This window comes from Pseudoalteromonas sp. SS15 (genome assembly GCF_049257195.1).
In the GTDB taxonomy this organism is placed as follows: Bacteria; Pseudomonadota; Gammaproteobacteria; order Enterobacterales; family Alteromonadaceae; genus Pseudoalteromonas.
This window is the reverse complement of record NZ_JBMMUD010000005.1, coordinates 237,519-250,803: the sequence shown is the minus strand read 5'-3', so window position 1 is coordinate 250,803 and position 13,285 is coordinate 237,519. Positions and strand designations below refer to the sequence as shown.

The following is a 13,285-nucleotide window of genomic DNA, read 5'->3' as shown; positions in this document are numbered from 1 at the left end:
ACACTTAATCATTTTGAGGGATTAAACCTGATGGTCGCTGCGTTAAAGATTTCTATTTTAGAACAACTAAATAACGAAATATTTGCATTGCCTACATGGATGTAGGTACCTCAGCGATAGCAGGACGCGTGAGCGGTGCTACCAACAAGGTTTTCTTGTCTCAAAATAGACTACTTAGTTAAACGGATTGGTATGATTCTTTATCTTTGTTTGTTACGCCAATCTTCATGTAAATGCACCTTGGTATTCATAGGTGCCAATGGCGCGTTACCTAAAATCATATCTGCGGCTTTTTCAGCGACCATGACAGTCGGTGCATTCAAATTGCCATTCGGAATAGTTGGAAAAATAGAAGAGTCCACCACTCGCAGGCCTTGAATACCGTGAACTTGGGTTTGCGAGTTCACAACGGCCATCTCATCTTCGCCCATCCTGCATGAACAAGAAGGATGGTAGGCACTCTCAACGGCTTGTCGAACAAACTCATCAATCTGTTCATCAGTTTGAATATGTTCACCAGGTTGAATTTCGCCATCACGATACTCATCAAAGGCAGGTTGAGAAATGATCTCTCGCGTTAGGCGAACGCACGCTCTAAAGCCTTCAATGTCGTCTTGGTGTTGCAAGTAATTAAATTGAATTTTTGGTGGCACTAGTGGGTCATTTGACTGAATGGTCACACTCCCTCGACTCTTAGGTTTGTTATGTCCAACATGTACTTGGAAACCATGGCCATCAAATGCAGACTTACCATCGTAACGGATCGCCGCTGGCAAAAAGTGATATTGAATATCAGGCCACTCAATACCGGCTTTTGAGCGAATAAAAGCACAAGACTCAAAATGGTTAGTGACGCCAAGACCTGATTTATTCAACACCCATTCAGTGCCAATCAAGCCCTTTGAAATCAAGCCAAGTTTACCGTTTAAAGTAATTGGCTTTTTACACTTGTATTGGAAGTAAAACTCAAGGTGATCTTGTAAGTTTTTACCGACTCCCGGCAACTCATGTTTAACTTCAATACCCGCATTTTCTAAGGCTTCGCGTTCACCGATACCAGATAATTGCAGAATATGAGGAGAGCCAATTGGGCCCGCGCTTAATATGACTTCTTTACTCGCATCCGCTTGGAATACTTTGTCATTAACTCGATATTCAACGCCTGTGGCTTTTTTATCGAGCAAACACACCTTGCTGACAAGGGCACCTGTGACCACAGTTAAATTGTTGCGATGTTTAATTGGGTCTAAATACTCGCGAGAGGTTGAGCTACGCACACCGTCTTTTACCGTCATGTGCATTGGGCCAAAGCCTTCTTGCTGCTCACCGTTGTAGTCATTTGTGACTGGGTACCCAGCTTGAGCGCCAGCCTCTATAAAGGTGCTGTAAAGCGGGTTTTTCATTTCATTACCGTTGTTGACGCCCAGTTCACCTGCACCACCACGATAGGTATTCTCACCTTGATACCAGCTCTCAGCTTTTTTGAAGTAAGGCAAGCAGGCTTGGTAATCCCAGCCTTGTGCGCCGTGCGCTTGCCATTCATCAAAGTCTTTGGCGTGACCTCTCACGTACACCATGCCATTAATTGATGATGACCCACCTAGCACTTTACCGCGAGGGCAGTGCATCTTACGGTTGTCTAAATAAGGTTCCGCTTCAGTATGAAATTGCCATGCATACTTGTCAGTATTCATTGGAATAGACAGCGCTGTAGGCATCTTTATAAAAATGCTTTTATCAGAGCCACCGGTTTCTAGTAATAGCACTTTATTTTTTGCATCCGCTGAAAGGCGGTTTGCCAGTACACAGCCCGCAGAGCCTGCACCGACGATGATATAATCGTACTGCATATTAGACTCCTAAAATGGGCTTTCGATTTGACTCATACCTACATAAACCGATTTGGTTTGTGTGTAGCTATTTAAAGTCTCGATGCCATTTTCGCGACCAATACCTGATTGCTTATAACCGCCAACTGGCATTTCGGCAGGGGAGTTACCATAGCTATTTATCCAACAAATACCGGCTTTAAGCTGGTGGATAACACGGTGTGCGCGTTGAATATTTTGACTAAATACACCGGCACCTAACCCTAGCTCTGTATTGTTCGCACGCGTGATCACATCAGCTTCATCTTCGAAAACTAACACGCTCATAACTGGACCAAAGATCTCTTCTTTGACAATGGTCATGTCGTCAGTACAGTCTGTGAAAATAGTCGGTGCAACGAAGTAACCGTTCGGGGCAGACTCAGGCGATAAAGCATGGCCACCAGTTAGTAAAGTAGCGCCTTCGGCTTTGCCTTTTTCGATGTAATCCAGCACCAATTCTTGGTGCTTTTTAGAAATAAGCGCGCCCAAATTAACATTAGGATCAAGGGGATCTCCTGCGATAATATTTGCTTCAGTGCGCGCTTTAAGTTGTTCAATAAATTGTGTGTAGACAGATTTGTGAACATACACACGAGTACAGTTAGTACAGATCTCGCCCTGGGTGTAAAAATTCCCCAGCATGGCTGCGCTTACAGCTTCTGTGATATCGGCGTCATCAAATACGATTAAAGGTGATTTGCCGCCAAGCTCCATGGTCACATCTTTTAAGTTCGATGCGGCGCTTTGCATGACTTTTTTACCTGTGCCAACTTCGCCAGTGAACGATACTTTTTCGATCTCTGGATGTGTTGTCAGCCATTGTCCGACTTCAGCTGCACCTTGTACGACGTTGAATACACCTGCAGGCATACCTGCTTCAATAAAGATTTCAGCCAGTTTAATTGCACCAAGAGGTGTTTCTTCTGATGGTTTAAAGATTAAAACGTTACCAGCAGCAAGAGCAGGACCTGATTTCCAGCAGGCAATTTGTAGTGGATAGTTCCATGCGCCGATACCTGCACAAATACCTAAAGGTTCTTTGCGGGTATAGAAAAAATCGTTACCAACGGGTTGTTGTGTACCGACTTGTGTTGGAGCAAGACCTGCAAAGTATTCAATTACATCGGCGCCAGTTTGAATGTCGACACAATCCGCTTCTTGAATTGGTTTACCTGTGTCTAATACTTCGATTTTTGCTAGCTCGTCGTTACGCTCACGTAATAAATAAACGGCTTTGTTTAGAATTCGGCTTCTTTCGATAGGGGCCATTGCTGACCAAGCTGCAAAACCTTCGCGAGCACTGGCAATGGCCTTTTCTTGAATTGACTCATCTGCAACTTCGACATGATAAATCACTTCGTCAGTTGCAGGGTTTTTGACTGCAAAAGTTTCTTTGCTCTGGTTCGGCACAAATTGGCCATGGATAAAATTCTGATAAACAGGTGTGGTCATTTTTAAGCTCCACAAGATGAAATTAGGGAAGACACATAATGTTTTGCAAGCTGCTCAGCTTGCTTAAATTCTTGCTCTGAGGCCTTACTTAAAACAGCCCTTAGCCATAAGCCATCGATCATACCTGCTGCTAATTTAGCAGCGCGTTTGGCATCGTTTTCGGGCATTAACGTTTTGAAAGAAAATGCTAGGTTACTGTATAAGCGTTTTGCATTTACGGTTTGCAATCGGTGCAATTGTTCATCGTGCATTGATTGCGCCCAAAAACTTAACCAAGTTTTTGTACTACTGGTTTGTTGTTGGATAACTGAAAAGTTAGCCTCAACAATAAACATTAACCGCTCTTCAGCAGAGCAAGATTGCTGAGTTTTACTGATCAAACTGGTTTTTAAATTGTTTAATAAAAAGCGCACAGTCGCTTCGATGAGGCCTTGTTTACCTCCAAAGTAATGGCTAATGATCCCTGAGGATAAGCCCGCTCTTTTACTAATGCTGTTTATGGTCGTGGCATGTAAGCCCACTTCTGCGACCGACTCTAACGTTGCTTCAATGAGTTGTTGGCGACGTATCGGTTCCATTCCTACTTTTGGCATAACTTTTTATTAATTGACCGTTCAATTAAAATAAATCCTATAGAGTTCTAATTAATTTTTCAAGCTTGAATTGGTTTTTGAGGTTTGTGTCTATAAATTTATGTTTTTCAAACTATTGTTTTATATCATCTTTTGTTTTGTGTGTTTGGTTTCAATTGTTTTTGTTTGAGTAGTTAAATTTATAGTTAAAATGATTTGTGTTTGTGGTTTTTTGCTGGTTTTTATATTGATTAAGTTGTTTTAAATCGAGGGTAGGAGTGTTTTTTATGGTGCTATTTTCAAATTTACTGGGTGTTTGCTCTAAATATAGTCTGAAATGTAGCTTTTGTGGCTAGTGTTCTTAGCGATTTGTAATTTGATTCGAGTTCTAATAATTGGTAATATGCTTCGAATACAAAGTATTTGAAAGCCGCTTTGTAGCGTCACGCCCTCCTTGGTTGAATTTATAAGATATTGAATATAAACAAATAACCTTAATTGGATGTGCGGGTGTGTGTGCGTTCTAAAGTTTTAAATCAAATTATTTTCGACAATGGTTTGTATTTAGTAAGTGTTTTCTCGCATTAACTTATTTATGGAGAGATCATGTCAGCCGTAGCAAGTAGTTATTACGACTGTGATGAAATTGTTGAATTTAATCAAATCCGCCACGGTCAGCTAAATAGCAGAATTTATGTGACTGACTCGACGATAAAAACCCCAAATACTTTCCATGACGCATTAGTTCAAGTCGCTTTAGCGCAAGGTTATGGCAAGATAATCGCAAAAGTAAAAGGCTCACAATTAGTATCGTTTTTGAAAAAAGGCTATAAGATTGAAGCAACAGTGCCAGGTTATTTCGGAAGCGAAGATGCGGTATTTATTTCTTATTTTTTAGATAAAAATCGTGAGCAAAGTGAATTTAGTCAACAATACGATGAAATCGTTGCTGAAGCCTTAAAAGCTAACCCTTGGCATCCGGGAAAGTTTAACGAGCCTGTACAATTCAGAAGCTGCAATCTCACCGATATTCGTGCTCTAAGTAAATTATATGGGCATGTTTATACCAATTACTCATCTCCTGTGAGTAACGAAGAATTCATTAAGACAAGTATGAATAATGGCGTGCAATACTACTGCGCTGATTATATGGGCGTTATTGTTGGTTGCTTACGCGTGGAGTTAGATGCAGACACCAGCAATGCGCGTATTTACGATCTGGGCGTGATGACGCAATTTCAGAATCAAGGCATAGCATCCGCGCTTTTAAATAAAGTTAAGCAGTTTTTAAAACAGCAAGATATAAAATACGTTTATACCTTATGTTTGGCGACCTCTTTACCTGTCAACAAGATATTTTCGCAGCAAAAATATGAGTTTGGTGGGCGGCTAACTAATAACAACCGAATTGAAGATGAATTTAAATCTTTGAACCTTTGGTTTAAAAAGTTGGCAGAGTGATTGGTATAGTCAAAAGGGCAGTAATACAAATAAGTACTGCCCGTAATTAATAGACTTATTCTGACTCAGTCTGTTTTTGGCTACTGATGTGCATCGGATCAATTTCAAGCACAGGTGCAGCATCGATTTCTGTTGCATCCATCATAGAAGCAATACGTTGCATAGATGAAAGCAATAGAGATTGCTCCCACTCTTCTAGCTGACAAAATTTTTGGATAAAGTGCTCTTGTAGAGGTTGAGGTGCATCAATTAATGCAGTCTTACCATCTTCAGATAAAAACAACCCAACGCGTCGTTTGTCTTCAGAGCTTCTAACTCGTTGGATCAAGCCGCGGTTTTCAAGTCTATCTAATATGTTTGTTACCGTTGCTGCACTGAGGTTAATTTGTTTGGCAACCTGACTCGCCGTCACGCCTTTAACTCGCGCAATTTCTTGCATAATAAGTAACTGTGGACCTGTTAGACCCGATGATTTATTTAATTGCTTTGAATGCAAATCAATTGCACGGATGACTTTTCTGATTGAGACGAGTAGCTCTTCGTATTTTTCCATGATTACAGCACTGATAGACTATTTTCGCCGATAATAGCATCTATCTCAAAAGGATTAAAACACTGATGAAGAATCAGTGATTTTAGTATTTAGTGTGTGTTGGAAGGGTACTATCAGGGCAAGTTTTCAGGGCAAGTTTTGCGTTTATTAAAATCTTTTTTAGTGCCTTAAATAGTTCTTTTTGTAAATTTTTTGTTCTTTTAAGTCTAATTAAATTCATCCTTTTGCATTAAATTTGTTGCTATAAATACTCTCGCTCATATAATGTTCACAAAAAGTGCATAATAGTGCACTTTACTTTGTGGTGCGGTGTGTATGCGGTTTTGTGTTCTTACTTTATTTCTTTTACTACCTAGCTGGTGTTTTTCACAAACGCCTTTGGTAGTCGATATCATGCAAAGTGAAAACTTTACGCAGCGTTATCAAAGTTTTTTAAATGGCCGCTCCCCTCATGAAGTCAAAGACTTTCATGCCACAACAAAAGGATCACATATAGAAATCATTGAAATGATCCTGTTGCAACAAGCGTTGAAACTAGGAGGCATTGATAGACCTATCGTGTTTAATCCTAAACCTTCTATTAATATCTTAGAATATTCAGATTTAATTGCTGGAGACAGTCTGGTTTTGGCTCGCTCTGTGTGGCATGAAGACATTCTCAATTATCGAGGGTCATTATATGTGAGCACGCCCTTAGTCAAATTTGGTGAATACGAAGCGGGTTTATATGTTGCTAAGCGTAACGTACATCTTCACAATTTAGCTAAAGCTCAGCTAGAAAATTTAACCGTGGTTGCAAACCCCAGATGGAAGGTAGATTGGCGTGCACTTCATAATACCGACTTAAACATTGTTAGCTTTATTGGCCCTTGGGAAACCATGTTGGAAATGGTAGAGACCAGTGTGGTTGATGCCATGTTGATCAATTTTAGTGTTAGTAATAGTTTAGAACTAAATTTTGAAAATAGGCTTTATGTACCGATCAAAAATATTAAGGTATTTTTGCCAGATTCTAGACATTTTGTCGTAAGTAAACGCCACCCAGAAGGTCGCGCAGTATTTCAGGCGCTGAATAAAGGCCTCGGCATATTAAGAACAAATGGCACAATAGAAAAAGCGTTGAAACAGTCAGGTTTCATTAATGAGAAAGTCACGGATTGGCAAACGATTAACATCCAAATGCTCAATCCGGGATTGCAATGATTAAATATACTTCTCAGCTTATTGCGTTATTTCTTTTCTTTTTTTGTTTTGAATCTTCCAGTAAAACACCTGCGTCTAAATTTCAAACCAAAAGTTTTGCTGAGCTACCCGCAAAGCTAGAGGTTTATAAAAAAGCAGTATTGGCAACGTATGACTTAAAATTATTGCCAAACCTAAAGGCTCTCGAGCAAGAAGCTGCATCTGTTAACAATGCTAAAGTTCAAGCTGAAGCATTATTATTGGTGGCATTACTTAAACACCGTTACGGTGACTACAAAGAGAGTTTAACGCTTAATCAACAGGCGCTAGATATTGCGGTGGAGCTGGCCGATCCAGCTTTGTTGATCAGTGTTTACCTTTCAATTGTTCATCTAGAGGTATCTTTAGAGCGCTTTAAACAAGCATCAGAAAAAATGGATAAAATAACTCTTTTGGTCAATCAATTACCTAAAGTCAGTATTTTGAGGGCTAAGGTTTGTCTTTGGAAGGCTAGGATCTATTTTAGTAAAGGCAGTTATTTGCAAGCATTGTATGTGCTAGATGACGCGCTAGACAAACCGAATATGAGTAAGTCGATTTATATTGAGTTGCTGATTGAGAAAGCCAAAGTAAAGTTAGAAATGGGTGAGCACATTGCAGCACAGGATTTGATTGATCAAATCAGCCAGTACAACTCAGACAGTCAATTCCATCATACTAAGCTAATGGTTAAAGTGCTGCAAGCGAAGACATACCTTCAAGCTGGTTTGTTTGCAAAAGCGATTTTAACTGCCCAAGATGGCCTACAAAGTACTTTTCACACACGATTTTTAGAAGAGCAAGCACAATTACAACATACTCTGGCTGCCAGTTTTGCTCAAATCCAAGATTACCAATGGGCGCATTTATATCTGAAGCGTTATGCATTTACGCAAAAGGCATTAGACCTGCAAAAAAGAAATAATAAGTTACTGCAGCTTGAGGCAAGGTTTGACTTTGATCAGCAGAGGCAGCAGTTGTCTTTACTCGAAAAAGATAATGCCCTTAAAGAGCAACAGATAACGCAGCAGATGCAAGCAATCGAAAACACCGCTTTATTACAACAGCGAGTGATATTACTAGTAGTGTTATTTTTTACATTGCTATTTTTTATATATTGGCGCTGGCAAAACAAACGTACGTTGAAAATGCTTGAGCAACAAGTTGCTCAACGTACACAAGAACTCGCAATTAGGAATAAACAGCTTCAAGCATTGAGTTATACCGATAGTCTGACTGGGGCTTATAACCGTCACTTCTTGTTCACTCATATTGACGAATATTTGCCCACTGAGATGATGACTGAGTCAACCATTATGTGTTTAATTGATATCGACTTCTTTAAGAGAGTCAATGATACCTATGGCCATAGCGCAGGTGATACAGTTTTAAAATCTTTTGTAACTGTGCTAAAACAAACGATTAGGCAAAATGATGTCATTATTCGTTGGGGGGGTGAAGAGTTTTTACTTTTAATGCCTAATATCTCGCGTGACGCTGCAGCAGAAATTCTAGAGCGGATAAGAGCCAATATAGAATCTTTTGAATTTAAAGATAATAACAAACGAATTCCGGTTACTGCTTCATTTGGCTTTACGCCATTTCCTTTGCAAAGAAACTCGGCTTTGCTTGATTGGGAGCAAACTATCGAGCTTGCTGATTTGTGTTTATATTTGGCGAAAAACGGTGGCAGGAATGCATGGGTTGGGATCACAGAAGCAAAGTTTGATAAAGCTTTCAAGGCTGAAGACATTGTTAATAATGCTAAGCAATTAATAGAGCAAGGCAACCTAAAGGCAATCTCAAACCGTGAGGAGTTCGTCAATACCATGATAAACTAAACAAAAAGTTTATCTTATTGAGCGAAACTGTGCTGCCGATTGAATCTGTTTTTTCACAACTGACCGACTCCTTATCTTCTCACCCGAGTGTATTACTACAAGCCCCTCCAGGTGCAGGTAAATCAACTTGGTTACCTTTACAACTCATGTTATCAGGTCAATTTAAGAAAATAGTGATGTTAGAGCCGCGTAGATTAGCGGCGCGCAATATTGCTAATTTCTTAGCTCAACAATTAGGTGAACAAGTCGGCGAGCAGATCGGGTTAAGAATAAAGCAAGAGGCGAAAGTCAGTCACCGAACACGTTTAGAAATCGTCACTGAAGGTGTTTTGACACGCATGATCCAGCAAGACCCAGAATTAGATGGCATAGATTTACTTATCTTTGATGAGTTTCATGAGCGCTCATTACAAGCGGATACCGCGTTGGCTTTATCATTAGAAAGTCAAAGCGCACTAAGAGATGATCTTAAAATCTTAGTCATGTCTGCGACATTAGACTCCGAGCGTTACCAGCAATTTTTACAATGCCCTTTAATTTGCTCGGAGGGCCGAAGCTATCCTGTCGAAGAAATGTATGTGCCACTTCGTAACGAACGAGAGTGGTTAGCAGTCATACCTAATGTGATACATAAAGCGCTTGAAGAGCAATCTGGCAGTATTTTGGTCTTTCTTCCAGGTCAAAAAGAGATCAATTTTGTGGCACAAAACTTAGGCGAACTTGGCGACAATATTGATGTTGTCAGCTTATTTGGTGAGCAAAATAAACAACAACAACAAGCCGCTATTGCTCCAGCTCCTCAAGGAAGAAGAAAGGTGGTATTGACCACCAATGTGGCCGAAACGTCTTTGACCATCGAAGGTGTACGAGTAGTGATAGACAGTGGTAAAAAGCGCGCTGCGGTTTATAACTTGAACACTGGTGTGAGTGAGCTTCAAACGCAGTCAATCTCAAAAGCGTCTGCGGTGCAAAGGGCAGGGCGTGCAGGGCGTATTGAGCCGGGAGTTGTTTATAGATTGGGTGAAAAAGCGCAGTTCGACCGACGCATAGCTCACGATTTACCACAGATAAAAACATCAGATATCAGTGCCTTAATGCTCGAAGCCAAAGTATGGGGAGCAGAAGTGTCAGCACTGCCATTACTTGATCAGCCTTCGTTAGCTCAACAAGAGCAAGCGACACAATTACTGCAGATGTTAGAAGTCTTGGATGCCAACGGAAAATTAACCCCATTAGGCGCTCAGATCCATAGTTTTGGCACTGAACCAAGACACGCCCATATGTTATTAAAAGCCCAACAGCTTGAAGTTGAACTCCCGGATATTACAGCTTTGGCTTGTGCATTAGTTAGTTTATGGGAGCAAGGAAAGCAACATAACCCTGATGTAGTGATTGCACTGTCTACCATGCTAAGTAAGCCAACATCAAGCTTCAAGCAAGCGTATCAGCACTGGTGTAAAAGGCTTAAAATTGCAAAACCTGCAGAGCTCCCTATATCTGCCGTGCCACTCCTTATTGCATTGGCTTACCCCGATCGTATCGCAAAACGCAGAGGGCAAGGCTTTTTAATGGCAAACGGTGCAGGTGTCAAAGTCAATGAGCAAGTGTGGCCGATTGCTGAGTATTTAGCCATTGTATCCTTGGGAGGGGAAAAGGGTATGCAGGTGTTTAGTGCGACTCCTTTACATATTGAAGAGTTAAATGCTCATCTTCCATACTTGATAAGCGAACAAACAGTTTGTGAATTTGATGAAAAAAAGCATAAGTTTATTCATGAAGATCGAGAACGTCTAGGTCAAATAATCCTTTCTAGCAAACCAAGCCGAGCCGAAATTGACACACAGGCAAGAACGCAAGCATGGTTAAGTTTGATAGCTAAACAAGGTCTATCATTATTCAATTCATACGGTGAGTGTGAGCAGTTACTTAAGCGCTTTGAACTAGCCTGTAAGTTTTACCCTGACACATTCAGTGATTTATCTGAGCATGCATTAACAGCAGATTTAACATGGTTATATCCATATTTAGAGCAAGTTAAGCAGTTCAGCGCGTTAACTAAACTCGAGCTCAAAGATGCACTAATGAGTCGTTTAGATTGGTCTCAACAGCAAGCGTTAGAACAACACCTGCCAGTCAGAATACAAGTGCCCTCAGGTTCTAATATAAAGCTTACTTATCAACAAGAAGGGCCAGCAAAATTGAGCGTTCGAATGCAAGAGGTGTTTGGTATGCTTGAAACCCCAAGACTGTGTGAAGGGCGGCTTCCATTATTGATGGAGTTATTATCTCCGGCGCAACGTCCTTTGCAGCTTACGCAAGACTTAGCAAATTTTTGGGGTACAAGTTACAAAGAAGTGCAAAAAGAAATGAAAGGGCGTTATCCAAAACATTTTTGGCCGGATGATCCAGCCAATAGTCCAGCAACAAATAGAGTAAAAAGTCGCATGTAGCGACTTTTTATCACTTAAAGTGCAGTTAGGAGTCTCGCTTCGAATTGTAAGAAACAGTAAGTTATTGTCAGCGCTTTGCGCCTAATATATTAACTAGGTGCTGCTAAGGCTAAGAGAGATAAATACAATCTAGATCATATTTACAATGAGTATGTCTACAACTTTAAAAAGGGGTTTTGCAATTTTCTGAGGCTTTGCTAATCGTTTTATTAAAGCCAATCACGGAGTTTGTCGCATGAAACCTTACCTGCCCGCTGTTTTAACTGCTTTAGTATGTCTATCCGGCTGTGGTTCAAGTAGCTCTGAAGATAGTCAGAATATGACACCTAGCCCAGAGCCGACACAATCAACAGATGACGAAACTGAAGCGCCTAAAGTTGCTTTACGTTTTCCAACCAGTTTGATGGTGTCATCACCTTTTGCTGACAGTGCACAGCAAAAACGGGCAAGAACCAGCCCGAGTTACGCGCCAAGTACACCTCTCTTTGGTCCAACTGTTCCTACTTATTTTTCTGCAACGGAGCAAATAGGGCAAGTGTTAGCCGGTGAGCTTTCTATTTCAGATGCATTTGATGTGGCCTCTTTCTATCAAGTTAGCATTAACTCAGATTGTTTCGGCCCCCAGTTAATGTATGAGGGACATCCTGAAGCGAGTAGCTCAGGTAGTAGTTCAGGTACATTACCCAGTGGTGATTTGGGTTTGTGGCTTGCAGAAGATAGCAGTGGGAACGCTTGTGCCGTATCGCAAGTAAATGCACTGCTCTCTGGTGTTGAATCACAAACACAAATGGCGTTAATGGTTATTGCGAGCTTTATCAGCGTTGCAGACAGTGAAGGTGAATCATTGCCTGAAGAGGGCGCAACACTTGATCTCACCACTTATATGAATGCCCAAGGGATAACCAGCGTTAGCTTCGATTCTGCAAGCATCTCTCTTGCGTCAGATACCTGGACATACAGTGCTGAAATGGATTATCAAGTGTCTGGCAATGACTATCGAATTACTATTTCAATGTCGCACACGCCTAGTTCAGAAGAAACCGAATATACCGGGTTGTTACAATACACGGTCGAAGGGAAGCAAGGGGTATCAGGTATAGAATGGCCAGGGTTTAATTGCAGTCAAAATGAACGTACGTTCGCAGCGTCTCTCGCATATGAAAGAGAAGATGATGAGATGAACTTGCAATTAAGAAATGCCACCTTATGCGGCCATAGTGCCACAGGAGTATTTAATAGTAATGGTTTAGTTGATGTTGATAATACGTATAGCGCTTCAAACAGCGATGGTTGGAGTGAAAACTTTGCAATTTTAGGTGCTGACTTCGATTTAACCTCTCTGGCTGGTAGTTACAGCTATGTTTGGCAAGCGGGTGTGAACGACTCTCACAGTCGGATATTTAATATAGGATTTAATGATACAAGTTTAGACAATGGTGAAGCGCATTTTGGGTATGGTGAACAAGTCACAGACACTGACGGTTGGATCCAAGGGTTTATATGTAATTGGGCTGGACCAGGTGCAAGCCACGCGCTCGTTGCTAAAACACAAAGACAATTCTTCGAGTACGATGCCAGTTTAAGTGTGTATTTAGGCACCGATCATAGAGCCAATATTGAATATGCGCCAACAACAAGTTGTGACTATGATGGCTCAGGTAGTTTCTTATTTGATATAGATTTAAGTGGTGTTTTAGGTGACATCACTGACGAAGATAGTAGTTCAGTATTTACGAATGATCTGTGGAGCGCTTCAGATACTAGCCTGACAGTACCGGAGGCATTGGCCGCAAGAGGGCTTACTGTTCCCAGTATTCCATTAAACTGGCCTAAAGATGAGTGATGCATATTGTATAAGAGAATG

9 protein-coding genes are annotated in these 13,285 nt (G+C 40.9%); 5 read left to right on the top strand and 4 right to left on the bottom strand.

Going from position 1 to position 13,285, the window contains the following annotated elements; genetic code table 11:
* Window positions 1–200: 200 nt before the first annotated feature.
* Genes betA through betI form a run of 3 tightly spaced genes read right to left on the bottom strand, consistent with a single transcriptional unit; the run spans window position 201 to window position 3,916 of the window.
* A complete protein-coding gene (gene betA / locus AAEU28_RS12340; protein WP_421964385.1) occupies window positions 201–1,850 on the bottom strand; it encodes a choline dehydrogenase in 1,650 nt (549 codons plus the stop codon).
* 9 nt (window positions 1,851–1,859) lie between these two features.
* Complete coding sequence (gene betB / locus AAEU28_RS12335; RefSeq protein ID WP_421964384.1) at window positions 1,860–3,323, bottom strand: betaine-aldehyde dehydrogenase; 1,464 nt, start codon at window positions 3,321–3,323, stop codon at window positions 1,860–1,862.
* 2 nt (window positions 3,324–3,325) lie between these two features.
* Complete coding sequence (betI, locus tag AAEU28_RS12330) at window positions 3,326–3,916, bottom strand: transcriptional regulator BetI (RefSeq protein WP_421964383.1); 591 nt, start codon at window positions 3,914–3,916, stop codon at window positions 3,326–3,328.
* A gap of 585 nt (window positions 3,917–4,501) precedes the next feature.
* Between betI and ablB the strand changes: the two genes are divergently transcribed.
* Window positions 4,502–5,356 (top strand): putative beta-lysine N-acetyltransferase, encoded by an 855-nt coding sequence (gene ablB, locus AAEU28_RS12325; RefSeq protein ID WP_421964382.1) that lies wholly within the window; start codon window positions 4,502–4,504, stop codon window positions 5,354–5,356.
* Window positions 5,357–5,411: 55 nt separating this feature from the next.
* Here ablB and AAEU28_RS12320 read toward each other — a convergent pair whose 3' ends face one another.
* Window positions 5,412–5,909 (bottom strand): MarR family winged helix-turn-helix transcriptional regulator, encoded by a 498-nt coding sequence (locus AAEU28_RS12320; RefSeq protein WP_421964381.1) that lies wholly within the window; start codon window positions 5,907–5,909, stop codon window positions 5,412–5,414.
* Between the two features lie 393 nt (window positions 5,910–6,302).
* Here AAEU28_RS12320 and AAEU28_RS12315 point away from each other — a divergent pair, with 393 nt between their 5' ends.
* From AAEU28_RS12315 to AAEU28_RS12300, 4 genes are all read left to right on the top strand, one after another.
* Window positions 6,303–7,112, top strand: coding sequence for a hypothetical protein (locus AAEU28_RS12315; protein WP_421964380.1), 810 nt, complete (start codon window positions 6,303–6,305; stop codon window positions 7,110–7,112).
* Window positions 7,109–8,971, top strand: coding sequence for a GGDEF domain-containing protein (locus AAEU28_RS12310; RefSeq protein ID WP_421964379.1), 1,863 nt, complete (start codon window positions 7,109–7,111; stop codon window positions 8,969–8,971). Before AAEU28_RS12315 ends, AAEU28_RS12310 begins: the two co-directional genes overlap by 4 nt.
* A gap of 29 nt (window positions 8,972–9,000) precedes the next feature.
* Complete coding sequence (gene hrpB / locus AAEU28_RS12305; RefSeq protein WP_421964537.1) at window positions 9,001–11,421, top strand: ATP-dependent helicase HrpB; 2,421 nt, start codon at window positions 9,001–9,003, stop codon at window positions 11,419–11,421.
* A gap of 235 nt (window positions 11,422–11,656) precedes the next feature.
* The gene (locus AAEU28_RS12300) at window positions 11,657–13,264 is read left to right on the top strand and encodes a hypothetical protein (protein ID WP_421964378.1); all 1,608 of its coding nucleotides are present in this window, start codon (window positions 11,657–11,659) and stop codon (window positions 13,262–13,264) included.
* Window positions 13,265–13,285 lie beyond the last annotated feature (21 nt).

Excerpts from the sequence above, each read along its gene's own strand:
- betA (WP_421964385.1), bottom strand. The coding sequence starts at position 1,850 with ATGCAGTACGATTATATCATCGTCGGTGCAGGCTCTGCGGGCTGTGTA.
- betB (WP_421964384.1), bottom strand. The coding sequence starts at position 3,323 with ATGACCACACCTGTTTATCAGAATTTTATCCATGGCCAATTTGTGCCG.
- betI (WP_421964383.1), bottom strand. The coding sequence starts at position 3,916 with ATGCCAAAAGTAGGAATGGAACCGATACGTCGCCAACAACTCATTGAA.
- ablB (WP_421964382.1), top strand. The coding sequence starts at position 4,502 with ATGTCAGCCGTAGCAAGTAGTTATTACGACTGTGATGAAATTGTTGAA.
- AAEU28_RS12320 (WP_421964381.1), bottom strand. The coding sequence starts at position 5,909 with ATGGAAAAATACGAAGAGCTACTCGTCTCAATCAGAAAAGTCATCCGT.
- AAEU28_RS12315 (WP_421964380.1), top strand. The coding sequence starts at position 6,303 with ATGCAAAGTGAAAACTTTACGCAGCGTTATCAAAGTTTTTTAAATGGC.
- AAEU28_RS12310 (WP_421964379.1), top strand. The coding sequence starts at position 7,109 with ATGATTAAATATACTTCTCAGCTTATTGCGTTATTTCTTTTCTTTTTT.
- AAEU28_RS12300 (WP_421964378.1), top strand. The coding sequence starts at position 11,657 with ATGAAACCTTACCTGCCCGCTGTTTTAACTGCTTTAGTATGTCTATCC.